We start from the raw sequence: 24,470 nt of genomic DNA on the forward strand, positions 1-24,470 counted from the left end.
TCGATCCTACGGACTGACGCGCTCGCCGAGCGCCCGGCAGCGGGTGACCGCGAGCCCCGCCTCCTCCAGAGCGGCGACGAGTCCGTCGGCGGCGCCCGCCCCCGTGAGCAGACGGTCGAACTCGTCGGGAGCGGCGACCCGGCCGAGGTCGACCACTCCGAGCTTCGAGGAGTCCGCGACCACGACCCGGCGGGTCGCCGCCTGCAGCATCCGGCGCTTCAGGGTCGCCTCCGGGAGGTTGACGTTGGTGACGCCGGCCTCGGGGTGCACGCCGGTGCAGCCGATGAAGGCGATGTCGGCGCGGATCCGCTCGAGCAGCTCGGACGCGAGCGGCTCGACCAGCGAGTGCTGCAGCGGCCGCAGAGTGCCCCCGGTGACGACGACCGTGAAGCGCGGGATGGCCGGCTCGAGCGCCAGCGCCGTGGAGAGGCCGTTCGTGATCACCGTGACGTCGCGCAGCTCCTCCCGCGCCACGAGCGCGTGCGCGATGGCGAGCGGGGTGGTGCCCACGTCGAGCACGATGCTCTGCCCGGAGGAGACGGAGGCGGCGGCCTCCTCGCCGATCGCGGCCTTCTCGTCGGAGGCGGCGCTCAGGCCCTCCTCGAGCGAGCGCTCACCGGTGGGCCTCGGCGCCGGGATCGCCCCTCCGCGCACCCGCTGGAGGACGCCCTCGCTCGCGAGCAGGGCGAGATCGGAGCGGACCGTGACGACCGAGACCCCGAGCATGTCGGCCATCGGGGCGACCCCGACGAAGCCCGAGCTCTCGGCGGCCAGACGCAGCCGCAGCCGGCGCTCGATCGCCGACGTGGACTCCTGCTCGCCGTCCGTCCTCATCCGCCCATCGTGCCCGCGGGCCGGTGGACTTGTCAAAGGGAAAACGAGCTTTCCTTTTCGAAGATGCGGCCCTAGTCTGACTCCTGCCATGAACGAAGCGATCACACTCTCCGCCGGCGTCGTCAAGCGCCCGCACACGCTGGCCGACGGCCGCGAGCTCCTCTACTTCGACGACGCCGACACGACCCTCCCCCCGGAGCGCGCCGCCGACGCACGCCACCTCGACCCCCGCCCTGCCACCGCGCGGATGCGCCAGGACGTGCTGACCGGCGAGTGGGTCTCCATCGCCGCGTCGCGCCAGAACCGCGTGTTCCTGCCGCCGGCCGAGCTCGATCCGCTCGCCCCGGCGTCGCCGACGAACCCGTCGGAGGTGCCCAGCCGCTACGACGTCGCCGTCTTCGAGAACCGCTCCCCCTCCTTCGGCCCGCTCCTCGAGGACGCGGACGCGCCCGCCTCCCTGGAGGACCTGCGCACTCTCGGGCTCGGCCGGACGCTGACCAGCGTCGGCCGCTGCGAGGTCGTCTGCTTCAGCCCCGAGCACGAGGGCTCGTTCGCCACGCTCAGCGCCTCCCGCGCCCGGACCGTGGTCGAGGCCTGGGCCGACCGCGTGGGCGCCCTCTCGGCCCTTCCCGGCGTGCAGCAGGTCTTCCCGTTCGAGAACCGCGGCGAGGCGATCGGCGTCACGCTGCACCATCCCCACGGGCAGATCTACTCCTACCCCTACGTCACACCGCGCACGACCCGCCTGCTCGCCTCGCTCGACAGCTACGGGCCGTCGATGTTCGCCGACGTCCTCGCCTTCGAGCAGGCCGGCGAGCGCGTCCTCCTCCGCGGCGAGCACTTCACCGCGTTCGTGCCGTTCGCCGCGCGCTGGCCGGTCGAGGTGCACCTCCTGCCGCACCGCCACGTCCCGGACCTGGCGGCGACCACCCCGGAGGAGCGCGACGAGCTGGCTGCGATGTACCAGCACCTGCTCCGCGGCATCGACGCCCTCTACGACACCCCGACGCCCTACATCGCCGCCTGGCACCAGGCCCCGGTGCACGAGCGCCGCGACGAGGTGCGCCTGATGCTCCAGATCACCTCGCCCCGCCGCGCCGAGACGAAGCTCAAGTACCTCGCGGGGAGCGAGGCCGCGATGGGCGCCTGGATCGGCGACATCGCCCCCGAGACGAGCGCCGCGGCCCTGCGCGCGGCGATCGAGCGGGCCGACGCGGCCGTGCTCGAGGCCGGGATCGCACAGCGCCCCGACGCGGCGCTGCCGGTCGCCGCGCACAGCGACGACTCGCTTCCCGGCGGCGCCGCCACTCCCGCCACCACCGCCGCCGACATCGCCGAGGAGAACCGATGACCGCCGCTCCCGCCTCCCTGACCGCCGTCGCCGAGAGCGCGGCCGCCGCCTTCGAGCGCACCTTCGGCCGCCCCGCCGCGGGCGTCTGGGCCGGCCCCGGCCGCGTGAACCTGATCGGCGAGCACACCGACTACAACGACGGCTTCGTCTTCCCCTTCGCGATCGACCGCGCCACGGCGATGGCCGTCGCTCCGAGGGAGGACCGCCTGATCCGGATCAGCAGCGCCTTCTCCCCCGACGTGGTCGAGGTCGCTCTCGACGAGCTCGGCCCCGGCGCCGTGACCGGCTGGTCGGCCTACCCGCTCGGCGTGGTCTGGGCGCTCACCGAGTACGGCGTCGACCTGGGCTCCCGCTCGGGCTTCGACGCGTACGTCGACTCCGACGTGCCGGTCGGCGCGGGGCTCTCGAGCTCGGCGGCGCTGATGTGCGCGATGGCCGTCGCCCTCGACGAGCTCTGGCACCTCGGTTTCGACCGCGCGACGATGGCCCGCGTCGGTCGTCGCGCCGAGAACGTCGCGGTCGGCGCCCCCACCGGGATCATGGACGAGTCCGCCTCCCTCTTCGGGAAGCGCGACGCCGCGGTGTTCCTGGACTGCCGCAGCCTCGACACCGAGGTCGTCCCCCTCGGCTTCGAGGAGGCCGGGCTCGTCCTGCTCGTCGTCGACACCCGCGTCGAGCACGCGCACGCCACCGGCGGCTACGCCGAGCGGCGCGCCTCCTGCGAGCTCGGCGCCGCGACCCTCGGCGTGCCGTCGCTCCGCGAGCTGACGGTCGACGACCTGCCGCGCGCCCAGGAGCTCCTCGACGACGTCACCTACCGGCGCGTGAAGCACGTCGTGACCGAGGACGTCCGCGTGCTCGAGACCGTCCGCACCCTGCGCGAGCACGGTCCCCGGGCGATCGGCGATCTGCTCGACGCCGGCCACGTCTCACTCCGCGACGACTTCGAGATCTCGGTGCCCGAGCTCGACACCGCCGTCGAGGCGGCGCGCGGCGCCGGAGCGATCGGCGCCCGGATGACCGGCGGCGGCTTCGGCGGCTCCGCGATCGCCCTCACCCCGGTGGAGAAGGAGGAGGAGGTCCGCGCCGCGGTCCTCGCCGCCTTCGCCGAGAAGGGCTTCTCGACTCCGGAGCTCTTCCTGGTCACGGCCGCCGACGGCGCGGGTCGCGTGCTCTGACCTCTGCTTCCGTCGACGCCCCCTGCGACCTCGCGTCGCAGGGGGCGTTCCTCGTCCAGCCGCTACGGCGCCGGATCCGGCGGAACGACGGCGCGCGCTTCTCCCCCGGTGACCCGGACCAGCTCGGCGAAGCTCGTCGGGTAGACGGTGTGCGCGTGCCCGGCCGCAGCCCAGACCACGTCGTAGGCGGCGAGGGCCGTGTCGACCACGGTGCGCAGCGGCGCGGGATGGCCCACCGGCGCGATCCCGCCGATCGTCTGGCCCGTCGCGGATTTCACCTCCGCGGCCGGCGCCCGGGTGATCGATCCGCCCAGCTGCACGCCCAGCCAGGCGGTGTCGACGCGGTGGCCGCCGCTGGTCAGGACCAGCAACGGCGCACCGTCGAGCAGGAACACGAGCGAGTTGGCGATCTGACCGACGTCGACGCCCAGCGCCTCGGCCGCCAGTGCGGCCGTCGACGCGGCCGAGTCGAGCCAGCGCACGGTCGGGTGCACGCCGTGCCGGTCGAGGTCGGCGAGGACGCGGTCGACGGCCGGGTGGCTCCGTTCGCTCATGCCGCCGAGGCTAGCGCCCCGGCCGCGCTCACTTCTCGAACGTGGAGGCGTCGATCACGAAGCGGTAGCGGACGTCCGAGGCGAGGACGCGCTCGTAGGCCTCGTTGATCTGCGAGGCCGAGACGACCTCGACCTCGCTCGCGATGCCCTTCTCGGCGCAGAAGTCGAGCATCTCCTGGGTCTCGCGGATGCCGCCGATGCCCGAGCCCGCGAAGGAGCGACGGGCGCCGAAGAGCGTGAAGACGTGCAACGGCAGCGCCTCGGCCGGAGCGCCCACGTTCACCATCGTGCCGTTGCGGCGCAGGAGCCCCAGGTAGGCGTCGAGGTCGAGGGGCGCGCTGACCGTGTTGACGATCAGGTCGAAGGTGTTCGCGAGATCGGTGAAGGTCGCCTCGTCGCGCGTCGCGTAGTAGTGGTCGGCGCCCAGGCGGAGGCCGTCCTCCTTCTTGCTGAGCGTCTGCGAGAGCACGGTGACCTCGGCGCCCATCGCGTGCGCGAACTTGACGGCCATGTGGCCGAGCCCGCCGAGGCCGACGACGGCCACGCGCTTGCCGGGGCCCGCCTCCCAGTGCGAGAGCGGCGAGTAGGTCGTGATGCCCGCGCACAGCAGCGGGGCGGCGGCCTCGTAGGGGATCGACTCCGGGACGCGGAGCACGAAGTCCTCGACGACGACGACGTGCGTGGAGTAGCCACCCTGGGTGATGGTGCCGTCGCGGTCGACGGAGGCGTAGGTACCGGTGTTGCCCTTCAGGCAGTACTGCTCCTCGCCCGCGAGGCAGTTCTCGCACTCGCGGCAGGAGTTCACCATGCAGCCGACGCCGACGCGGTCGCCGACGGAGTGCTTGGTGACCTCGGAGCCGACCTCGGCCACGACGCCGACGATCTCGTGGCCGACGGTCAGCGGGTACGCCACCGGTCCCCAGTCGCCGCGGACGGTGTGGATGTCGGAGTGGCAGATGCCGGAGTAGGCGATCTCGATGAGCACGTCGTGCGGTCCGACGTCGCGGCGCTCGATGGTGGTGGGGACGAGCGGCTCGGTCGCGGAGGGGGCGGCGTAGGCGGTGACGGTGAGCATGAATTCTCCTCGTGGGGCGGGGCGCGCTCCGAGGACGTGTCCGACGGGGTGGGGGACGCGAGAGCGCCGGGCCACGCTACCGGCAGGCGACTGGACGTCGCCCCCGAGCGCGGTCCGGCGCGGGTCCCGTGGCGCGGGACCGGTCAGCGCAGGGCGCGCTCGGCCGCCGTCACCACGTTGTGGATGAGCATCGCGCGCGTCATCGGGCCGACTCCGCCGGGCACGGGCGAGAGCCAGCCCGCGACCTCCGCCACCTCCGGTGCGACGTCGCCCGTCAGCTTCGCGCGGCCCGTCTCCGGGTTCTCGACTCGCGTGATGCCCACGTCGAGCACGGCGGCGCCGGGCTTCACCCAGTCGGCGCGGATGAGCCCGGGCACGCCCACGGCGGCCACCACGATGTCGGCGCGGCGCACCTCCGCGGCGAGATCGGCCGTGCGGGAGTGGGTGAGGGTCACGGTGGCGTCGAGGCCCTTCCGCGTGAGCAGGAGCCCGAGCGGACGGCCGACGGTGAGCCCGCGGCCCACGACGACGACGTGCCTGCCCGAGGTCGGGATGCCGTGGCGCTGCAGCATCTCGACGATCCCGTTCGGCGTGCAGGGCAGCGGGCTGTCCAGCTCGCCCTCGACACCGAGAACCAGGCGGCCGAGGTTGGTGGGGTGCAGGCCGTCGGCGTCCTTGTCCGGATCCATGAGCTCGAGCATCGCGTTCTCGTCGATGCCCTTCGGCAGCGGGAGCTGGATGATGTACCCGGTCACGGCCTCCGAGTCGTTGAGCTGCCGGATGGCGGCGCGGATGTCGTCCGCCGACGCGGTCGCGGGGAGGTCCACGCGGATCGACTCGATCCCGACCTCCGCGCAGTCGCGGTGCTTGCCCGCGACGTACGAGCGGGAGGCGGGATCGTCCCCCACCAGCAGCGTGCCGAGCCCGGGCACGACGCCCCGCTCGCGCAGAGCGGCGACCCGCTCCGCGATCTCCGTCTTGACCGCCGTCGCCGTCGCGACGCCGTCGAGTACCTGTGCCGTCATCTCGGGCTCCTCGGTCGTGGCGCGGCGGAGGGGGGCGGTGCCCCGTCCTCCGCCGCGCGGGTGGTGCAGCGGATCGACTACAGCCCGGGGTAGAGCGGGAAGTCGTCGGTGAGGCGGGCGACGCGGCCGCGCAGCGCCTCGAGGTCGGCCGAGGGCTTGAGCGCCTCGGCGATGACGTCGGCGACCTCGGTGAACTCCGTGTCGCCGAAGCCGCGGGTCGCGAGCGCCGGCGTGCCGATGCGCAGGCCCGAGGTGACCATCGGCGGGCGGGGGTCGAACGGCACGGCGTTGCGGTTGACCGTGATGCCGACCTCGTGGAGGCGGTCCTCGGCCTGCTTGCCGTCCAGCGGCGAGTCGCGCAGGTCGGCGAGGACGAGGTGGACGTCCGTGCCGCCGGTCAGGACGTCGATGCCCTCGGCCTTCGAGTCGGCCGCCGTGAGGCGCTCGGCGAGGATCTGCGCGCCGCGGATGGTGCGTGCCTGGCGATCGGCGAACTCGGGCTCGCCGGCGAGCTTGAACGCGGTCGCCTTCGCGGCGATCACGTGCATGAGCGGGCCGCCCTGCTGGCCGGGGAAGACGGCCGAGTTCAGCTTCTTGGCGTACTCCTGCTTCGCGAGGATGAGCCCCGAGCGCGGGCCGGCCAGCGTCTTGTGGACGGTGGTGGTCACGACGTCGGCGTAGGGCACCGGCGACGGGTGCAGCCCCGCCGCCACGAGGCCGGCGAAGTGGGCCATGTCGACCCAGAGCTTCGCGCCGACCTCGTCGGCGATGGCGCGGAACGCCTCGAAGTCGAGCTGACGCGGGTAGGCGGACCAGCCGGCGATGAGCACCTGCGGGCGGACCTCGAGGGCCTTCTCGCGGACCGCGTCCATGTCGATGCGGAAGGTCTGCGGGTCGACGCCGTACGCGGTCGCGTTGTAGAGCTTGCCCGAGAAGTTCAGCTTCATGCCGTGGGTCAGGTGGCCGCCGTGCGCGAGCTCGAGGCCGAGGATGGTGTCTCCGGGCTGCACGAGCGCGGCGAGCGCCGCGGCGTTGGCGGAGGCTCCGGAGTGCGGCTGGACGTTGGCGAACTCGGCGCCGAAGAGGGCCTTGGCGCGGTCGATCGCGAGCTGCTCGGCGATGTCGACGTACTCGCAGCCGCCGTAGTAGCGGCGGCCGGGGTAGCCCTCGGCGTACTTGTTGGTCAGGACGGAGCCCTGCGACTCGAGGATCGCGCGCGGCACGAAGTTCTCGCTCGCGATCATCTCGAGGTAGCCGCGCTGGCGGTCGAGCTCCTGCTGGAGCACGGCGGCGATCTCGGGGTCGACCACCGACACGGGCTGGTCGAACGAGGCGGCGACGCCGGGGCTGGCGGGGGAAGAGGACACGGACGCTCCTTGGCTGGGAAACGGAAGGGGCCCGGCAGGTCGCGGCGGCGCGACACGGCTCGTTCGGGCGACCCGATCTACGGTATCCGTTCCAGCCCAGGCGTGCGGCGGGAAAAGTGTCCGGGGCGCTGCCCCGGAGGAGGTGCCGCTCCCTGATGGTCACCCATCCGAACGCCAGTCGCGGCGGGCTCACTCTAGCAAGCGGGCCGGGTGGCGCGGGAGTCGCGCCAGTCGGGGGCGGGCACGCGCGATCGTGCGACGATCCCTCGGGCGGTCCCGGCGCGGGACCGGGAGGGAGGGCGTCGCCGTGGGTCCTCGACGCCGCTCCGAGCGCATCGACGGCCGCAGCGACGAGGAGCTCGTCGCGCTGGTCCGGGAGGGCCGCACCGACGCGGTCTCCGAGCTCTGGCGCCGCCACTCCTCGGCCGGGCGCACCGTGGCCCGGGCGTCGGCGAGCAGCTCCGACCCCGACGACCTGGTCTCGGAGGCGTTCCTCCGCGTCCTGCGGGCGATCGAGCGCGGCGGCGGACCCGAGGGCGCCTTCCGCCCCTACTTCTTCACCGCCGTCCGCAACGTCGCGGGATCCTGGGCCCGGCGGGACCGGCACGAGCGGCCGTTCGACGAGGCCGACCGCGCCCTCCCCTCTGCCGGCCCCGATCCCGAGGCGCACGCCCTCGCCGCCCTCGAGCGCGACCTGGGCGCGCGCGCGTTCCGGGCGCTGCCGCCGCGCTGGCAGGAGGTGCTCTGGTACACGGGGGTGGAGGGCCTGTCCCCCGCCGCCGCCGCACCGCTGATGGGCCTGCGGCCCAACGCGGTCGCAGCGCTCGGGGTGCGGGCGCGGGAGGGGCTGCGCTCCGCGTGGATCCGGGAGCACGTGGCGGACGCCTCGGCGACGGGCGAGTGCGAGTGGGTGCTCGAGCGGGCGGGGACGTACGCGCGAGGACGAGCCCCCGTCCGGGACAGGCACCGCATCGACCGGCACCTGGACGGGTGCCTCTCCTGCCGGGAGGCGCTGGCGGAGGCCGAGAGCACTGCGCGCCGCCTCGCGTCGGTGCTGCTGCCGCTCTCGGCCGGCGTGAGCGGTGCGGCCGCCTGGGCGGCGGGCGGGGGCTCCGGCGCGGCCTCCGGTCCGCTGCCGAGCGCGGTCCGGGCGTCGAGCGCGGTTCGAGCGTCGAGCGCGGTCCGAGCGTCGAGAGCGGGCAGCGGAACAGGAGTGGTCGTCGCCGCGTCCGCTGCGGCGGCACTCGCGATCGCGGGAGTCGTCGGCGCGGTGGTGCTGCTGTCCGGGAACGGGGGCGGCGCGCTCGTGGCGGCGGAGGACGCCTCCGCGCGGGTGGACGAGCGCGCAACGGCCGAGGCGGTTGCGCCGGCGTCGAGCGGAGGAGCGACGGCGAGCGCCGACCGACCGGAGACGGACCCGGAGGACCAGGAGGCCGCGGACCGCGCGAGTGCAGGAGCGGACGGCGATCCGGCGGGGCGGTCCAGCGGCTCCGGCGCCGCTCCGAGGAGCACGGTGCCGACCGTGGCCGGAGGGGATGCGTCGGACGATGCCGGAGCGACGCGCGCAACCCACGGGAGGACGGGACGTCCGCCGCAGCGGGAGCCGTCCTCCGAACCCGTCGGCGCACCGGCGTCGAGAGGGATCGAGGCGACCGCCTCCCCGACTCCTGCCGCCGAGCCCGCCCCGTCCCGCCCCACCGTGACCGGCAGCGCGGCACCGGCGCCCAAGCCCGCCGTCCCCGAGGCTCCGGCCCCCTCCGGGCCGCCGGGGGCCACGACCGGGGGCTCCGCGCCGGGCCCGATCGGCAGCGGCCCGGCCCTGCCCTCCGTCCCGGTCCCGACCCCCGCACCGAGCACTCCGGTCCCGGTTCCTGTTCCGATCGTGACTCCCCCACCGGACACTCCGGCTCCGGCAGCGACGCACGTACCGAGCACTCCGGCGCCGGTCCCGACGGAGGCGCCGAGCACCTCCGCTCCGGTCACGACTCCCACTCCGGCCGCACCCCCCGCTCCGGCCGCACCGACCCTCGCGCTCGACACCGACGGCCGGCTGCTGCCCGGTGCCCGGGGCACCGCCGCGCCCGGCGCCGAGGTGCTCCTCGAGGACGCCTCCGACGGACGCCGCGTGGGCTCCGCCACCGCCGACGCCGACGGCTCCTGGACCGCGCCGGCGCTCCCCCTCCCCGCGGGCACGACCACGGTGCTGGCGCGCACCGCTGCAGGAGTCAGCGCCCCCGAGACGGTCGACCTGCGCGCTCCGGTGCTCCTCGCCCGGGCCGCGTCGAGTGGGGGCGCGGTCGGCGTGCTCGTGCTCGCCGATCCCGACGCGGACGGCCTCGACCTCCTGGTCGACGGCGAGCAGGTGCGGTCCCTCGCTCCCGGAGCCCCCGTCCTCGCCGCGACCCTGGAGGTCGGTCCCGGGAGGCACACGATCGGCGTCCGCTACTCCTCCCCGGACGGGCGGACGGGACCCGTCGCCGCCGTGTCCGTCGATGCGGGCTGAGGCGCGCGGACCGCCCCGTGCCCCACCGTTATCCTGGGCGGATGCAGCCCGAACCCGCCGCGTCCGCGACTCCCCGGCCCGCCCCCGCGAGCACCCGTCCGACGGGCAGCGACGCCGCGTGGTCCGGCGCCCGGCCCGCGGGAAACCACTGGACCCTGACCTTCGCCTGCCCCGACCAGCCGGGCATCGTGCACGCCGTGTCCGGTGCCGTCGTCCAGGCCCGCGGCAACATCACCGAGAGCCAGCAGTTCTCGAGCGCCGACACCGGCCGCTTCTTCATGCGCCTGCAGGTGGAGTCGCCGATCAGCCGCGAGGAGTTCGCCGCCGCCCTGCTGCCGATCACCGAGCACTACGGGATGACCTGGCGCCTCGACGTCGTCGGCCGGCCGCTGCGCACCCTCGTCCTCGCCTCCACCGCCGCGCACTGCGTCAACGACCTGCTCTTCCGCCAGCGCGCCGGGCAGCTCGCGGTGGACATCCCGATGATCCTGTCCAACCACGGCAGCCTGCGCGACCTCGCCGAGTTCTACGGCGTGCCCTTCGAGTCGCGACCCGTGGTCTCGCCGGAGTCGAAGCGCGGGTTCGAGGAGCGCGTGCTGGAGGTCGTCGAGGAGCACGACGTCGAGCTCGTGGTCCTGGCGCGCTACATGCAGATCCTCTCCCCCGAGCTCTGCGCGCGACTGGCCGGCCGCGCCATCAACATCCACCACTCGTTCCTGCCGGGCTTCAAGGGCGCGAACCCCTACAAGCAGGCGCACGCCCGCGGCGTCAAGCTGATCGGGGCGACCGCGCACTTCGTCACCAGCGACCTCGACGAGGGGCCGATCATCGAGCAGAACGTCGTCCGCGTGGACCACTCGCACTCGGTCGCCCAGCTCGTGGCGATCGGGCAGGACGAGGAGAGCCGCACGCTCACGCAGGCGGTCAAGTGGTTCGCGGAGGACCGGGTGCTCCTCGACGGGGCCCGCACCATCATCTTCCGCTGACCTCCGGCGGCTAGCATGGTCGGCGTGAATCGAGCAGGAGCGGACACCGCGGGCACCGACATCAGGATCGGCCCGAACGAGATCCTCCGGTTCCTCCTGGAGCTCGTCGCGCTGGCGACCTTCGCCCTCTGGGGCTTCGCGTCGTGGGACCTCCCGTGGAACATCGTCCTCGGCATCGGCGCTCCGGTGGTCGCCGCGCTGATCTGGGCGCTCTTCCTCTCGCCGCGCGCGGTCCTCGCGATCGACGTCTACGGCCGCTCGCTGATCGAGCTGCTCGTGATGGGCGCCGCCGCGCTGGCGTGGCTGGACCTCGGCCAGCCGGTCGTCGCGATCGTCTTCGGCGTCCTCGCCGTCGTCTCCGGCGTCATCGCGGGACGCCGCTCCCTCTGATCCTGACGGCGGCCGCTCAGGCCGAGGGGGCGCTCGCTCGGAGCCGTCCACCGCTGTCCCCGAGGGTGCACCGCGGTCCCCGTGCGCTCGCCGCCGCCTCGGACCGGAACCGAACGCGTCGTCCCGGCTCGCAGCGGCAGGTCGCCACCGCGTTCTCCCGTCGATCCACCTCCCGGGATGCGCGACCGCAGCGGGACCCCGGGCCGATCGCGCCGCCGGGCCCCCAGTCGGAGGTGCTCCGCCCCGCCTGATCGTCGATCTCTCCCCGACCCGCTCCCGCCTCCCCTCTCGAGCCGTTCCCCCACGCAGCCGGGCCGGTCCTGCTCCCGGCACGCACCACGAGCCGCCCCGTCTCCGCCTCCCCCGCCCGGGAACGGCGAACGGCCGCCCCCGCCGCTCCTGGAGGAGCAGGGGGACGGCCGTTCGCGGCGGTCGCGGAGGACTACTCCGCGGCGCCCGCCTCACGCTGCGCCAGGGCGCGGCGTCGGAGGCCGGTGATCACAGCACCTGCACCGAGGAGGGCGAGGGCGGCGGCTCCGAGGAGACCGCCGTCGAAGCCCGTCGACGGGAGGCCGCCGGCGCCGTGGCCGGGCGCGCCCGGTCCGGCGGTCGGCGTGGAGGTGGGCTCCCCCGGTCCGGCGGTGGGGCCGGCCGTCGGCGTCGCGGTCGGCTCCGGGGTGCCCGTGGGCTCCGGAGTCGCGGTCGGCGTCGGGGTGGGGGTGACCGCCTCGGTGACGTCGACGCTCACGAGCGTCGCGAGTCCCGAGTCGGTGTAGGCGACACGGCCGAGGTAGCGGGCCGGGCCCGCCAGGTTCGACCAGGAGACCGCGTACGCGATCGGCTCGCCCTGCACGGCGTCGACCACGGCGGGGTCGGTGCTCAGCGAGCCGAGACCGTTCTCCGGAGTGATGACGAAGCTGCGGAAGTCGAACGTGACGGTCGAGGATCCCGGAGCGGTCGAGTAGACATCGGCCTGGACCGAGTACTCGCCCGGAGCGGGGTCGGCGATGTCGACGCGCTCGTCGGCCGAGCCGGTCGCCGAGGTGAAGACCTTGTCGGTGCTCTCGCTGGTGACGGTGAGGTCGAGGTCGGCCGCGTCGTCGAGCGAGTCGAGATCGAAGCGGGCGAACTCGGCGCCCTCCGGCACCACGACGGTGGTCGTCAGCGACTTCCCCGTGGGGAGCGTCGCCGAGTGGCCGTCAGCGGCAGTGGCGTCCTCGGCGAGGACGCCCTCGGCGAGACCGCTAGCGGTGAGCGGCAGCGCGCCGGTGATGCCGGGCGTGACCGTCACCGTGCCGGTGCCGGTCGAGCCGGTGCCGGAGACCTCGTAGGGCGCGTCCAGCAGGACGGGGCGCACCGCGATCGGGCTGCGGACGTCGTGCTCCGCGCTCGCCCAGGTCAGGTAGCCGGTGGCGAACTGGTTGAGCGCCGCCGAGCCGGTGGTGAAGGAGACCGTGTACTCCGCCGTCTGGCCCGCACCCGTGAAGGAGAGGGTCGAGGGCGAGACGACGGTGTCGATCCCGGCGAGGCCGTCGACCGAGGCGGTGTAGGTGCCCGCGCCGGTCGAGGTGACCGTGCGGGTCACGGTCTGCGTGCCCGCGAGGGCGCCGATCGCGATCGAGGCCTGGTTGAGGTCGGACGGGTCGATCGCGGCGATCGGGTCGATCACCGGGTTCGAGGTGAAGACGTAGCCCGCACCCTTGAGGAACGCGATCCAGTCCTCCGTGCCGCTCTCGTAGAGCAGCCCGGGGTCGAGGAACGCGGCCGGGTCGACGTGTCCGGCGCCCTGGGCGAAGACGTCCTCGGACGCGGCGCCCGACTGGTCGACGCTGTCGTAGGCGGAGGTCATCATGGCCGACTTCACCGCGGACGGCGAGGCCTTCGGGGTCGCGCCGAGGATCAGCGCGCCGAGGCCCGCCACGTGCGGCGACGACATCGAGGTGCCGGACTCGAACGCGAAGGCGGGGTCGTCGCCCTCGGCGTTGAAGCTGTCGGCGAGGATCGCGACGCCGGGCGCCGTGAGGTCGGGCTTCAGCACGTCGGCGCCGTCCGCCTCAGCGGGTCCGCGCGACGAGAAGCCGGCGACCTGCGGGACGGGGATGGAGGCTCCGGACGAGTTGCCCTCGGAGAGGGTCACGGTCGCACCGGCGGTGCCGGCGTAGGTCGTGATCGCCTGGTAGGCCTCCGAGTCGATCTGGATGCTCGGGACCGAGTGGTCGTCGACGTGCAGGGCGTTCGGGGTCGGGTTGAGCAGCAGCATGCCGATGCCGCCGGCCCGCTCGACCTCGGCCGACTTGGAGACGCGCGCGGTGACGCCCGCGGTGCAGGCGACGACCGTGCCCTTCACCTTGTCGGGGTCGAGGGTGCCGGTCTCGCAGATGGCGGGGTTCTCGGCGCCCGAGCGGACGACGTCGGCGCTGTTCACCAGCGGTCCGGTGACGTCCTCGTGGACCGAGATGGATCCTCCGACGAACTTCTGGCCGTCGCCGAGAGCGGCGGTCGCGGTGTAGGTCGGGATGGAGGACGCGGCGACCGTGGTGTACCAGGGCGACGCGTGGTCGAGCGTGGAGGCGCCCGCACCCGAGTTGCCGGCCGAGGCCGCGACGAAGACGCCGGCGGCGGCGGCGTTGAGGAACGCCTCGTCGATCGCGGTCAGGGTCGAGGTGGCCGAGCCGCCGCCGATCGAGAAGTTGATGACGTCGACGCCGTCCTTGGTCGCGGCGTCGATGGCCGCGAGGATGCCCGCTCCGGAGCAGAAGTCGTCGTCGTCGGTGCCCTCGTCGGGTCCGTTCCAGCAGACCTTGTACGCGGCGACCTTGGCGGCCGGGGCGACTCCGGAGATCTTCCCGTAGTCGTAGCCGTCGACGCTCGCCTCGACGCCGTTGTTGCCGGCTGCCGTGCTCGCGGTGTGCGAGCCGTGTCCGTCGGCGTCGCGCGGGGAGCGGTACTCGGGGTTGTCCGTCGAGCCGACCTCCTCGTCCGCGAGGAACCAGCGTGCGCCGATGAGCTTCTGGTTGCACTCGTCGCCGTCCCACTGCTCGGAGGCGGGGAGCCCCGGCGAGCAGGAGCCGACGAAGGTGCCGCCGTCCGACTTCACGAAGGAGGTGGTGGTGCCGTCCGTGTAGGGGGCCGCTCCGGGCGAGGTCGCCAGGGGCGCGCCTGCGAAGGAGGGGTTCTCGGGCGCGATGCCGGAGTCGATGACGCCGACGACGACGCCCTCGCCCGCCTTGTCGATGCCGCCCAGCTTCTGCCAGACGCCGGCCTCGCCCTCGAGGCCGAGGAAGTCGGTGGAGCGCTGCTGTCCGGTGTCGGGCACGGGGGTACCGGCGGCGGCCGCGGCGAGCGGCGAGGCCTGCGCGGCGCGGTCGACCTTCAGGTTCTCGACCTTGCGGACCTGGGCGACGTCGCGGCGGCTCGCGAGCTCGCCCGCCTGCTCGCCCGAGAGGGTCGCGGAGAAGCCGTTGAGGGCGACGGTGTAGTGGTAGCCGATGGCGGCGTCGACCGCGGAGGCGACGTCCTCCTGGCGCTGCTCGAGGTGGGCGGAGTAGTCCTCCACCGGAGCCGAGGCGGCCTGCAGCTGCGCACCGTCGACGGGCGCGGTGCGGGCGAAGCGGGCATCGCTGCCCTGGTAGGTGGCCGCGGAGGGCTCGACGAGGGTGACGACGTAGTCGCCGTCGTCGAAGCTCTGGCCGACGGAGAGCCCGCCGACGAGCGAGGCACTGCCGGCGAGAGGGGCGGCACTGGCGCCGGTGGTGGCGAAGGCCGCGGTCGCGGCGACTCCGAGGACGGCGAGGCCCGCGAGGATGCGCCTCTCAGCGCGGCGGACGGGTGGTCGGTGGGACAGGTGGATCGGCAATCGATGTCCTTACTCACATTCGCTGGGAACCGGATCGGTTTCCACACAGAAACGACCCTACGAACTCGATTGCCCAGCTTTGTTACGAACAGGTAACGAAGTTGACGCTGAAGGGGGCCGATCCGTTGGCACTCCCCCTCCCAGAGTGCTAATTTAATCTCGTTGAGCCGGGTCGGCTCAACTCTTGGAACTCTTCGTTGCACGACTGAATGGAGTGATCTCATGGCTGTCACCTACGACCCCGTCCGCGAGCTGGACCGCCTCGCCACCGCCCTCCTCGGCTCCGGTCAGGGGCCCCGCCGGATGCCGATCGACCTGTACCGGGACGGCGACCACTACGTCCTCACCGCCGACCTCCCCGGCATCGACCCGGGGTCCGTCGACGTCGACGTGGACGGGCAGCTCCTCACCATCCGTGCCCAGCGCACCGTCGCGAGCGGCGACGACGTCACCTGGATCACCCGGGAGCGCCAGTCGGCGACCTTCGTCCGCCAGCTGAGCCTCGGCCAGGGCGTCGACACCGAGCGCATCGCCGCGTCCTACGACAACGGCGTGCTCTCGGTGACCATCCCGGTCAGCGAGAAGGCGCGTCCCCGCCGCATCGAGGTCGTCTCGACCGCCCGCCCCGAGCAGGTGCGGATCGGCGAGGCGGCCGCCGAGTAGGACGACGAGCGAGGGCCCGTCCGCGATCGTGCGGGCGGGCCCTCCGCCTGTCCGCACGCCCTACGCTGGCCGGATGCGCGCCTCCTCCTCCGACACCGCTGTCGGCGTCCTGCTCCCCCGCGATCTCCCCGCCTCCGAGGTGCTCGGCTACGCCCGCCGCGCCGAGGAGCTCGGCTTCGACGAGCTCTGGGTGGTCGAGGACCTCGGCTTCCGCGGCGGCATCGCCCAGGCCGGCGCGGTGCTCGCCGCCACCGAGCGGATCGTCGTCGGCATCGGCATCCTGCCCGCCGCCGTCCGCACGGCGGCCTTCACCGCGATGGAGCTCGGCACTCTCGCCGAGCTGTTCCCCGGCCGCGTCCACGCCGGCATCGGGCACGGGATGCCGCACTGGATGCGCGGCCTCGGCGTCTGGCCGCGCAGCCCGCTCACCCTGCTCGAGGAGCAGTTCGACGCGATCCGCTCGCTGCTCTCCGGCGAGCGCACCGACCGCTCCGGCCGCTACGTGCACGTGGACGGCCTCGTCCTGGAGTCGCCGCCCGCCGTCGTGCCGCCGCTGCTGGCCGGCGTCCGCGGACCGAAGTCGCTGGCGCTCGCGGGCCGGATCGCCGACGGGGTCGTCCTGGCCGAGCCCGTCACTCCGGAGTACCTCGCGGCGGCCCGCAGCCACCTCGGCGGCACCGGACGGATCGTCGCCTACAACGTGGCCGCCGTGGACGACGACGCGGCCGCCGCGCGCGACGCGGTCCGGCCGGGACTCGAGTGGATCGGCGAGCCGGACTGGGCGCCGCACATCGAGCCGCTCCCCTTCGCGGAGGACTTCGCCCGCCTGCGGGCCGAGAGCGCCGACCGCGCCGCCTTCGTCCGCGACCTGCCCGACGCCTGGGTCGACCAGCTGGCCGTCGTGGGCACCCCCGAGGACGCTCGTCGCCGCATCGGCCTGCTGCACGAGGCCGGTGCGTCGAGCGTCGTGCTGATGCCGTCGGGGCCCGATCCGCTCCACGCGATGGAGGACCTCGCCCGGGCGCTCTGAGGCGCTCGGCCCGGGCGCGTCCCACCGGGCCCGGAGACGCGTCCGGCCCGCAGGATCCGAGGATCGTGCGGGCCGGACGCGTCTGCCGAAGCCGGAGATCAGGCCGACATGCGGGCCTTCAGGTTCTCATCGAGGGTCGCGAGGAACTCCTCGGTCGTCTGCCAACCCTGCTCGGGGCCGACGAGCAGGGCGAGGTCCTTCGTCATCTTCCCGGACTCGACCGTCTTGATGACCACGTCCTCAAGCGTGAGCGAGAAGTCGATGAGCTCCTGGTTGCCGTCGAGCTTGCCGCGGTGCGCGAGGCCGCGCGTCCAGGCGTAGATCGAGGCGATCGGGTTCGTCGAGGTGGGCTTGCCGGCCTGGTGCTGGCGGTAGTGGCGCGTGACGGTGCCGTGCGCCGCCTCCGCCTCGACGACGCTGCCGTCGGGCGTGGAGAGCACGGAGGTCATCAGGCCCAGCGAGCCGAAGCCCTGCGCGACGGTGTCGGACTGGACGTCGCCGTCGTAGTTCTTGCAGGCCCAGACGTAGCCGCCCTCCCACTTCATGGCCGAGGCGACCATGTCGTCGATGAGGCGGTGCTCGTAGGTGAGGCCCGCGGCGTCGAAGCGCTCCTTGAACTCGGTCTCGAAGATCTCCTCGAAGATGTCCTTGAAGCGGCCGTCGTAGGCCTTGAGGATCGTGTTCTTGGTGGAGAGGTAGACCGGGTAGTTGCGCGAGAGGCCGTAGTTCAGCGACGAGCGGGCGAAGTCGCGGATCGACGCGTCCTGGTTGTACTGGACCTGCGCGATGCCGTCGTCCGGGGCCTTGTAGACCTCGAACCTCATCGGCTCGGAGCCGTCCTCGGGCGTGAACTCGACGGTCAGCGTGCCCTTGCCCTTGAAGACGAAGTCGGTGGCGCGGTACTGGTCGCCGAACGCGTGGCGGCCGATGATGATCGGCTTGTTCCAGCCGGGGACCAGGCGCGGGATGTTCGAGATGATGATGGGCTCGCGGAAGATCACGCCGCCGAGGATGTTGCGGATCGTGCCGTTGGGCGACTTCCACATCTTCTTGAGGCCGAACTCCTCGACGCGGGCCTCGTCGGGGGTGATGGTCGCGCACTTCACGCCGACGCCGTGCTTCTGGATGGCGTGCGCCGCGTCGATCGTGACCTGGTCGTCCGTCTCGTCGCGGTACTCGATGCCGAGGTCGTAGTACTCGAGGTTCACGTCGAGGTACGGGTGGATGAGGGTGTCCTTGATCTTCTGCCAGATGATGCGCGTCATCTCGTCGCCGTCGAGCTCGACGACCGTTCCCTCAACCTTGATCTTGGACATTGCTCTCCCATGGTGTCGATGACCCCGCACCTGTGCGGGACGGGCGGCTCTGCACCGCTCCGGATGGCCTCCGCCAGCCTACCCGAGGCCCGAACTGTCTCGATGTCGAGACAGTTCTCGATCGTCCGCGCCGGGGCCGGCGCACGTCGCCCGACAGGAGGATGCCCGCCGTCCTGCGCCGCCGGTACAGTGACGGCATGAGTGACCTCCGCCTGGAAGAGCTGTCCGCCTCGAACATCTCCGCCGTGAACGGCCTGAGCCTCAAACCCGGCCAGGAGCAGTTCATCGCGCCGGTCTCCTACTCCGCCGCCGCCGCGGTGATCGACCCGGGCGCCTCCTGGCAGCGGGCCGTGATGGACGGCGACGAGCTGGTCGGCTTCATCCACGCGCACTTCGACCCGGAGGCGGCGGAGGAGTTCCGCAGCTGCATCTGGCGCATCAACATCGACGCGGCGAAGCAGGGCCGCGGCGTCGGCACCTTCGCCGTCCGCGCCACCGCCGACGAGGCGCGCGCCCGCGGCTTCGACACCCTCACGGTGATCTGGGAGTCCGGCGAGGACGGCCCGGAGCAGTTCTTCCGCTGGATCGGCTTCGAGGTCGTCGGCGAGACGCAGTACGGCGAGAACATCGGGGCGCTGACGCTCTGAGCGCGGCGCCGGAGGCAGCGGAGCCGGCCGACTTCGTCTCCGCCGTCCTCGAGGTGGTCGCCTCCATCCCGCCCGGCCGCGTGATGGCCTACGGCGAGATCGCCGCGGTCCTCGGCACGCGTGCGGCACGCGCGGTCGGCACGGTGATGGCCCGCTACGGCTCCGACACCGCCTGGTGGCGCGTCGTCCGCGCGGGAGGAGCGCCCCCGGTCGGCCACGAGGAGCGCGCCCGCCGGGAGTACGAGCGCGAGGGCACGCCCCTCGTCGTCACGCCGGGCGGCTGGCGCGTCGACGTGCGCAGCGCCCGCTGGCGCCCCTGAGCCGGGAGCGGCTCCGGGACGTGAGTCGCGAGCGGCAGCCGATCAGACGAGCGAGTCCCGCCAGGCCGCGTGCAGGGTGGCGAAGCGGCCCTCGCCGGCGATGAGCGCCTCCGGAGTGCCGTCCTCGACGATGCGGCCGTGCTCCATCACCAGCACCCGGTCGGCGATCGCGACCGTCGAGAGGCGGTGCGCGATGATGACCGCCGTGCGGTCCGCCAGGAGCGTCTGCAGGCCCTGCTGCACCAGGCGCTCGCTCGGGATGTCGAGGGAGGAGGTCGCCTCGTCCAGGATCAGCACCGCCGGGTCGGCCAGGAACGCGCGGGCGAACGAGATCAGCTGGCGCTGACCGGCCGAGACGCGGCCGCCGCGCTTGTTCACGTCGGTGTCGTAGCCGTCCGGCAGCGCCTGGATGAACTCGTGCGCGCCGACCGCCTGCGCGGCCCGGACGATCTCGTCGTAGGACGCGGTCGGCCGCCCGATCGCGATGTTGTCGGCGACGGATCCGGAGAAGAGGTACGCCTCCTGGGTGACCATCACGATCGCGCGCCGCAGGTCCTTCGGGTGCAGCTGCCGCAGGTCCACTCCGTCGAGGGTCACCACGCCGTCGCTCGGGTCGTAGAAGCGCGAGATCAGCTTGGCGAGCGTCGTCTTGCCGGCGCCCGTGGACCCGACGAGGGCGATGGTCTGCCCTGCGGGGATGTCGAGGTCGAAGCGCGGCAGCACCTCGCGGTCGGCGGTGTAGGCGAAGCGGACGCCCTCGAAGCCGAGGCGGCCCCGCGCCTGGCGCAGGTCGACCGGGCGGGCCGGATCCGGGACGCTCGGCTCCTCGGCCAGCACGCCCGAGATCTTCTCGAGCGCGGCGGCCGCCGACTGGTAGGAGTTGTAGAACATCGCCATCTCCTGCACCGGGTCGAAGAAGCGCCGGGTGTAGAGCAGGACCGCCAGCAGCGCGCCGATCTCGAGCCCGCCGTCGAGCACGCGGACGCCGCCGATGAACAGCACCACGGCGACGGTGACGTTGCCGATCAGCACGAGCCCGGGGTCGAAGGTGCCGAACACCCCGAAGACGCGCTTGTAGGCGAGCCGGTACTGCTCGACGACCCCGCCGAACACGGACTCGTTGCGCTTCTGCGTGCGGAAGGTCTGCACGGCGCGGATGCCGGTCATCGACTCCACGAACTGCACGATGAGCCGCGACGAGGCGACGCGGGTGCCGCGGAACAGCGCCTGCGACCGCTTCTGGAACCAGCGGGTGAGCAGCGCGAGCGGCACCAGGGCGCAGGCGAGCACGATGCCGCTCACGCCGTCCAGGGAGACGAGGGCGATCGCGACGAAGCCCATGTAGAGCGCACCCTGCACCAGCTGGTTGATGCCGGAGTCGAGCAGCTCGCGGATGGAGTCGAGGTCGCTGGTCTGGCGCGAGATGATCCGGCCGGAGGTGTAGTTCTCGTGGAACTCCAGGCTCAGCTTCTGGGTGTGCAGGAAGACCCGCTTGCGCAGGTCGATCAGGATCGCCTGGCTCACCCTCGCGGAGAGCACGGTGTACCAGGCGACCAGGAGCGCGCCGACGAGTCCGGTGAGGATGTAGGCGCCGACCGTGACCGCCAGCGGGACCGCGTTCCCCGCGAGGACCGCGGGCAGACCGTTGTCGATGCCCGCCGCGATCAGCGCCGGTCCCGCGACCTGGGCAGCGGTCGCGACGACGACCACGACCGCGGTGAGCACCAGCCGCAGCCGGAGCGGCCGCAGCAGGGAGCCGAGCAGCCGCAGCGAGCGCCGGCGCAGGGCCGCCGACTCCGCTCTGCTGAGGTCGTCGCGCTCCTCGGAGGAACCGAGCGTGCTCATGATCGCGTCTCCTGGTGGGTCGTCGTGGGGCGGGAGCCGATGCGCTCGGTCCCGGCGGGCCGGGTCAGCTCGTCCTCCTCGAGGCTCGAGATGACGAAGCGGTAGTGCGGGCTGCTCGCGAGCAGCTCGCTGTGGGTGCCGACCGCGGTGATGCGGCCCTCCTCCATCAGTGCCACGCGATCGGCGAGCGCCACCGTCGAGGGGCGGTGGGCGACGATGATCGCCGTGGTGTCGCCGAGCACGCGGCGCAGCCCCGCCTCGACGCGCGCCTCCGTGTCGACGTCGAGCGCCGAGAGCGGGTCGTCGAGGACGAGCACCGCCGGACGCGCGGCCACCGCGCGGGCGAGGGCCAGGCGCTGGCGCTGGCCGCCGGAGAGGCTCATCCCCTCCTCGCCCACCTTCGTGTCCAGGCCCTCGGGGAGGCGGTGGACGAAGTCGGCCTGCGCGATCTCGAGGGCCTCGAGCAGCTCCTCCTCGGTCGCGTCGGGTCGGCCGAGGAGGACGTTCTCGCGCACGCTGGTGGAGAAGAGCGTCGCGTCCTCGAACGCCATGCCGACGTGCGTGCGCAGCTCGTCGCGGCGGAGCCGGCGGATGTCGACGCCGTCGAGCTCGATGGCTCCGCCGGTCACGTCGTAGAGGCGCGGGAGCAGCGCGGTGAGCGTCGTCTTCCCGGAGCCGGTGATGCCGACCAGTGCCATCGTCTCGCCCGGCTCGACCTCGAGGTCGACGCCGTCGAGGAGGTCGCGGTAGCGCTCGGGGGCGTCCTGGTAGCGGAAGTGGACGTCGCGGAAGCGCACCCGGCCGCGCGGCTCGAGGATCGTCTCGGGGTCCTCCGGGTCGGTGATGGTGTTCCGGCTGTCCATCACCTCGAAGTAGCGGTCGACCGCCGTGCGGGTGTCGAAGGTCATCGAGAGGAGGAAGCCGATCGACTCCACCGGCCAGCGCAGCACGGTCGCGGTGGCGAAGAAGGCGAACAGCTCGCCGACGCTCAGCTGGCCGGCCGCGGCGAGCCAGACCCCGCCGAGCAGGCAGAGCGCGAAAGCGATGTCCGGCACCAGCAGGAGGACGAGCCAGATCCCGGCGATGGCACGGGCTTTGTCGATCTCGGTGCCGCGGAGCTTCTCGGCCTGGCCGGCGAAGTTCTCCAGCGCGTGCTGATGGCGGCCGAAGGCCTTCAGGACGCGGATGCCGTGCACCGACTGCTCGACGGTCGTGGCGAGGTCGCCCGCCTGGTCCTGGCTGCGGCGCGCGATGCTCGAGTAGCGCTTCTCGAACGCGAACCCGTAGATCCAGACCGGGATCGAGCACACGACGAAGAGCACGCCGAGGATCGGGTTCCAGTACACGAGGACGCCGAAGCCGACGACGATCGTCAGCGCGTTGACCACGAGCAGGACGAAGCCGAAGGCTATCCAGCGGCGGATGAGGCTGAGGTCGCTCATCGCCCGCGACAGGAGCTGCCCGCTCTGCCAGCGGTCGTGGAACGAGACGGGGAGGTCCTGCAGGCGGCTGTAGAGCGCCGAGCGCATGCGCGACTCGATCCGCGTGCTGGGGGTGAGGACCATCCGGCGGCGCAGCGCGATGGCACCGGCCTCGACGACGCCGAGCACGAGGATGACGGCGACCGGGCCGATCAGCGGCCCGAGGTCGCCGGAGCCGGCGGAGGCCGCTCCGTCCCCCAGCGGCCCGTCGACGAGCTGCTGCAGGACGATCGGGATGACCAGCGACACCAGGCTCGCCACGAGCGCGACCGCGATGCCGCCGACCAGCCGGGGCAGGGAGTCGCCGACGAAGGGGACGAGGCGCAGCAGGGTCTGCAGCGTGCTCGGGCGCTTCTGCGCGGGGGCGCCGGGAGACGGGAGGGCGGGAGCGGACACGGCGGAGGGCTTTCGCGACGAGGGCGGGGCCTCCCCTGCCGGGTGGGCGGGGAGGCGGGAGGTGCCACCGGGCCGGAGAGCTCCGGGCAGCCTTGAAGGCTATACCCCGGCTATGTGCTCCGTCCAGCGGCCGCCGCGATCCGGCGGTTCCCCGCCTCCGCCGTCAGCGGACGCGGACCGAGAGGCAGGTGACGCAGCCCTCGAGCTTCTCGAACTCCGAGACGTCCACGGTGAGGACGCGGTAGCCCAGGCTCCGCAGCAGCTCGGCGCTCCGGGGAGCGGAGGCGGCCATCAGGAGGGTGTCGTCGTCGAGGACGACCACGTGGGCGCCCGCCTCCTCGGGCATCGGCAGGAAGGAGGGGAACAGGCGCGGCTCGTCGACGACCGGCTCCCAGCCGATGACCGTGCCGTCGGGCAGCGCGGTCACGGCGCTCTTGAGGTGCAGCACCTTGGTCAGCGGGACCGCGACGACGTCGTACCCGCGGGGGCGGAGGATCGCGCGCAGCTGGGCGACCCCCGCCGCGTCGGTCCGGCCTCCGCGGCCGACGTAGACCGTCGATCCCACCTTGAGGACGTCGCCGCCGTCGAGCGTGCCCGGCTCCTCGATGCGGTCGACCGTCAGGCCGAGGGCGCGGACGGCCTCCTCGGCGCCCGCCGTCTCTCCGCGGCGGGACTCCGCTCCGGACCGGGCGATCACGGCGTGGTCGCCGAAGACGACGACCGCGTCCTCGAGGAAGACGGAGTCGGCGAGTCCGGGCGCCGGTGCGGCCTCGACCGTCTCCCAGCCGGCCCGCTCGAGCAGGTCGACGTACGCCTCCCACTGCTGCTGGGCGCGCTGCTGGTCGACGGGGACGCGCTCGAGGTGGGTGAGCTCGCCCGCCGAGAGGTCGGCGGCCGGCGCCCGGACGATCGCGATGCGGCGGTCGGTGACGACGGCGGCCGGAGCGCCCGTGGTGCGGAGGCGGTTCCAGAGCGTGTGGCCGACGCTCGCTGCCGAGACGGTGAACGCGAGCAGGAAGACGAGGTTGAGTCCGGCGAAGGTCTGGAAGATGGAGGCCCAGACGGCGCCCGTGACGGCCTCGCCGGTGGCGCTGGCCTGGACGAGCGTGCCGAACACGGCTCCGACCACACCCGCGACGAGTCCCGCGAGGGCGGCGCTCCAGGTGCGTCCGAGCATCCCCGCGACGGCGAGGACGAGGACGACCACGAAGCCGAGCACGCTCGAGAGCAGGAAGTAGGCGTTGACCTGCGGGATGGAGCCGGGCTGCAGCTGGTTGCCGATGAAGAAGGCCAGCAGGTTGGCGAGGTGCGCCACGAGCGCGGTCGCCGCGGCGGCGAGCAGCGCGACGAGGATCCGGCGGCCCGTCCCGGGCGCGCGGTCCCGGTTCGGGGCGATCGTGGAGGCGGCGGTCGGGGTGTCGGGAGTGGACGCGGGCGTCGAGTCGGAAGGCACCCGGCGACCCTACGCGCCCCCGCCCGCGCCCCGCCTGTCGATCCCCTAGCAGCCCCCTAAGAGCCGCCCACCGCAACGCAGAGCACTTTCAGCGGGAATCGCGTGCCCAGCGATTCACGCGGTCGGCGACGCTACCCGCTCTACGGAACGCACCCCGTCGCGAAGCCGACCGCGCCCCGCCGCGCAGGGAGCGGCGGGGA

General features: G+C 73.3%; 19 protein-coding genes. 9 read left to right on the forward strand and 10 right to left on the reverse strand.

The genetic code is table 11. The features are described 5' to 3' along the window. Positions 1 to 6: 6 nt before the first annotated feature. Positions 7 to 834, reverse strand: coding sequence for a DeoR/GlpR family DNA-binding transcription regulator (locus GSU40_RS12145; protein ID WP_104288068.1), 828 nt, complete (start codon positions 832 to 834; stop codon positions 7 to 9). Positions 835 to 922: 88 nt separating this feature from the next. Between GSU40_RS12145 and galT the strand changes: the two genes are divergently transcribed. Together galT and galK are read left to right on the forward strand one after the other, a co-directional pair. Beyond that, positions 923 to 2,185, forward strand: coding sequence for a galactose-1-phosphate uridylyltransferase (gene galT, locus GSU40_RS12150; protein ID WP_160035131.1), 1,263 nt, complete (start codon positions 923 to 925; stop codon positions 2,183 to 2,185). Beyond that, a complete protein-coding gene (galK, locus tag GSU40_RS12155) occupies positions 2,182 to 3,363 on the forward strand; it encodes a galactokinase (RefSeq protein WP_104351847.1) in 1,182 nt (393 codons plus the stop codon). Before galT ends, galK begins: the two co-directional genes overlap by 4 nt. A 62-nt stretch (positions 3,364 to 3,425) precedes the next feature. On the opposite strand, the gene GSU40_RS12160 is transcribed toward galK, so the two are convergent. The 4 genes from GSU40_RS12160 to glyA all read right to left on the reverse strand — a co-directional run bounded on the left by GSU40_RS12160 (position 3,426) and on the right by glyA (position 7,384). Continuing rightward, on the reverse strand, positions 3,426 to 3,917 hold the full coding sequence (locus GSU40_RS12160; protein ID WP_160035133.1) for a YbaK/EbsC family protein: 492 nt from the start codon (positions 3,915 to 3,917) through the stop codon (positions 3,426 to 3,428). Positions 3,918 to 3,945: 28 nt separating this feature from the next. Further along, positions 3,946 to 4,992, reverse strand: coding sequence for an NAD(P)-dependent alcohol dehydrogenase (locus GSU40_RS12165; protein WP_104233905.1), 1,047 nt, complete (start codon positions 4,990 to 4,992; stop codon positions 3,946 to 3,948). Between the two features lie 143 nt (positions 4,993 to 5,135). After that, positions 5,136 to 6,017 (reverse strand): bifunctional methylenetetrahydrofolate dehydrogenase/methenyltetrahydrofolate cyclohydrolase, encoded by an 882-nt coding sequence (locus GSU40_RS12170; protein ID WP_104227279.1) that lies wholly within the window; start codon positions 6,015 to 6,017, stop codon positions 5,136 to 5,138. A 77-nt stretch (positions 6,018 to 6,094) separates the two neighbouring features. Next, a complete protein-coding gene (glyA, locus tag GSU40_RS12175) occupies positions 6,095 to 7,384 on the reverse strand; it encodes a serine hydroxymethyltransferase (RefSeq protein ID WP_104224723.1) in 1,290 nt (429 codons plus the stop codon). A 307-nt stretch (positions 7,385 to 7,691) separates the two neighbouring features. Here glyA and GSU40_RS17165 point away from each other — a divergent pair, with 307 nt between their 5' ends. The 3 genes from GSU40_RS17165 to GSU40_RS12190 are packed head-to-tail and all read left to right on the forward strand — an operon-like array spanning position 7,692 to position 11,263. After that, complete coding sequence (locus GSU40_RS17165) at positions 7,692 to 9,887, forward strand: sigma-70 family RNA polymerase sigma factor (protein WP_160035135.1); 2,196 nt, start codon at positions 7,692 to 7,694, stop codon at positions 9,885 to 9,887. 41 nt (positions 9,888 to 9,928) lie between these two features. Beyond that, entirely contained in the window at positions 9,929 to 10,873 is a 945-nt protein-coding gene (purU, locus tag GSU40_RS12185; RefSeq protein ID WP_104224944.1) for a formyltetrahydrofolate deformylase, read from the forward strand. 24 nt (positions 10,874 to 10,897) lie between these two features. Continuing rightward, positions 10,898 to 11,263 carry a YrdB family protein gene (locus tag GSU40_RS12190; protein WP_244229475.1) on the forward strand — a complete coding sequence of 122 codons (366 nt, stop codon included), beginning with the start codon at positions 10,898 to 10,900 and terminating at the stop codon, positions 11,261 to 11,263. 442 nt (positions 11,264 to 11,705) lie between these two features. Here the strand turns inward: GSU40_RS12190 and GSU40_RS12195 are convergent, their stop codons facing one another. Continuing rightward, positions 11,706 to 15,119 carry a S8 family serine peptidase gene (locus tag GSU40_RS12195; protein WP_160035139.1) on the reverse strand — a complete coding sequence of 1,138 codons (3,414 nt, stop codon included), beginning with the start codon at positions 15,117 to 15,119 and terminating at the stop codon, positions 11,706 to 11,708. A 222-nt stretch (positions 15,120 to 15,341) separates the two neighbouring features. Between GSU40_RS12195 and GSU40_RS12200 the strand changes: the two genes are divergently transcribed. Together GSU40_RS12200 and GSU40_RS12205 are read left to right on the forward strand one after the other, a co-directional pair. Then, on the forward strand, positions 15,342 to 15,782 hold the full coding sequence (locus GSU40_RS12200; RefSeq protein WP_104233909.1) for an Hsp20/alpha crystallin family protein: 441 nt from the start codon (positions 15,342 to 15,344) through the stop codon (positions 15,780 to 15,782). Between the two features lie 73 nt (positions 15,783 to 15,855). Then, positions 15,856 to 16,812 (forward strand): LLM class flavin-dependent oxidoreductase, encoded by a 957-nt coding sequence (locus tag GSU40_RS12205; protein WP_160035141.1) that lies wholly within the window; start codon positions 15,856 to 15,858, stop codon positions 16,810 to 16,812. A gap of 98 nt (positions 16,813 to 16,910) precedes the next feature. On the opposite strand, the gene GSU40_RS12210 is transcribed toward GSU40_RS12205, so the two are convergent. Continuing rightward, positions 16,911 to 18,128 (reverse strand): NADP-dependent isocitrate dehydrogenase, encoded by a 1,218-nt coding sequence (locus GSU40_RS12210; RefSeq protein WP_104224939.1) that lies wholly within the window; start codon positions 18,126 to 18,128, stop codon positions 16,911 to 16,913. A gap of 197 nt (positions 18,129 to 18,325) precedes the next feature. On the opposite strand from GSU40_RS12210, the gene GSU40_RS12215 reads away from it, so the two are divergent. Together GSU40_RS12215 and GSU40_RS12220 are read left to right on the forward strand one after the other, a co-directional pair. Further along, complete coding sequence (locus tag GSU40_RS12215) at positions 18,326 to 18,775, forward strand: GNAT family N-acetyltransferase (protein WP_104224946.1); 450 nt, start codon at positions 18,326 to 18,328, stop codon at positions 18,773 to 18,775. Beyond that, a complete protein-coding gene (locus tag GSU40_RS12220; protein WP_104238475.1) occupies positions 18,772 to 19,095 on the forward strand; it encodes an MGMT family protein in 324 nt (107 codons plus the stop codon). The genes GSU40_RS12215 and GSU40_RS12220 overlap by 4 nt, the downstream gene beginning before the upstream one ends. Positions 19,096 to 19,137: 42 nt before the next feature. Here the strand turns inward: GSU40_RS12220 and GSU40_RS12225 are convergent, their stop codons facing one another. From GSU40_RS12225 to ddaH, 3 genes are all read right to left on the reverse strand, one after another. Beyond that, a complete protein-coding gene (locus tag GSU40_RS12225; RefSeq protein ID WP_104258297.1) occupies positions 19,138 to 20,940 on the reverse strand; it encodes an ABC transporter ATP-binding protein in 1,803 nt (600 codons plus the stop codon). After that, on the reverse strand, positions 20,937 to 22,817 hold the full coding sequence (locus GSU40_RS12230) for an ABC transporter ATP-binding protein (RefSeq protein WP_160035143.1): 1,881 nt from the start codon (positions 22,815 to 22,817) through the stop codon (positions 20,937 to 20,939). Before GSU40_RS12230 ends, GSU40_RS12225 begins: the two co-directional genes overlap by 4 nt. Before the next feature lie 163 nt (positions 22,818 to 22,980). After that, the gene (ddaH, locus tag GSU40_RS17170) at positions 22,981 to 24,270 is read right to left on the reverse strand and encodes a dimethylargininase (protein WP_279630827.1); all 1,290 of its coding nucleotides are present in this window, start codon (positions 24,268 to 24,270) and stop codon (positions 22,981 to 22,983) included. Positions 24,271 to 24,470 lie beyond the last annotated feature (200 nt).

Origin of the sequence: Rathayibacter sp. VKM Ac-2805 (assembly GCF_009834265.1) — a bacterium.
Taxonomy (GTDB): domain Bacteria; phylum Actinomycetota; class Actinomycetes; order Actinomycetales; family Microbacteriaceae; genus Rathayibacter.

What these genes read in the sequence shown, in the direction of transcription:
- GSU40_RS12145 (WP_104288068.1), bottom strand. Translation starts at nt 834, where the DNA reads ATGAGGACGGACGGCGAGCAGGAGTCCACGTCGGCGATCGAGCGCCGG.
- galT (WP_160035131.1), top strand. Translation starts at nt 923, where the DNA reads ATGAACGAAGCGATCACACTCTCCGCCGGCGTCGTCAAGCGCCCGCAC.
- galK (WP_104351847.1), top strand. Translation starts at nt 2,182, where the DNA reads ATGACCGCCGCTCCCGCCTCCCTGACCGCCGTCGCCGAGAGCGCGGCC.
- GSU40_RS12160 (WP_160035133.1), bottom strand. Translation starts at nt 3,917, where the DNA reads ATGAGCGAACGGAGCCACCCGGCCGTCGACCGCGTCCTCGCCGACCTC.
- GSU40_RS12165 (WP_104233905.1), bottom strand. Translation starts at nt 4,992, where the DNA reads ATGCTCACCGTCACCGCCTACGCCGCCCCCTCCGCGACCGAGCCGCTC.
- GSU40_RS12170 (WP_104227279.1), bottom strand. Translation starts at nt 6,017, where the DNA reads ATGACGGCACAGGTACTCGACGGCGTCGCGACGGCGACGGCGGTCAAG.
- purU (WP_104224944.1), top strand. Translation starts at nt 9,929, where the DNA reads ATGCAGCCCGAACCCGCCGCGTCCGCGACTCCCCGGCCCGCCCCCGCG.
- GSU40_RS12200 (WP_104233909.1), top strand. Translation starts at nt 15,342, where the DNA reads ATGGCTGTCACCTACGACCCCGTCCGCGAGCTGGACCGCCTCGCCACC.
- GSU40_RS12205 (WP_160035141.1), top strand. Translation starts at nt 15,856, where the DNA reads ATGCGCGCCTCCTCCTCCGACACCGCTGTCGGCGTCCTGCTCCCCCGC.
- GSU40_RS12210 (WP_104224939.1), bottom strand. Translation starts at nt 18,128, where the DNA reads ATGTCCAAGATCAAGGTTGAGGGAACGGTCGTCGAGCTCGACGGCGAC.
- GSU40_RS12215 (WP_104224946.1), top strand. Translation starts at nt 18,326, where the DNA reads ATGAGTGACCTCCGCCTGGAAGAGCTGTCCGCCTCGAACATCTCCGCC.
- GSU40_RS12225 (WP_104258297.1), bottom strand. Translation starts at nt 20,940, where the DNA reads ATGAGCACGCTCGGTTCCTCCGAGGAGCGCGACGACCTCAGCAGAGCG.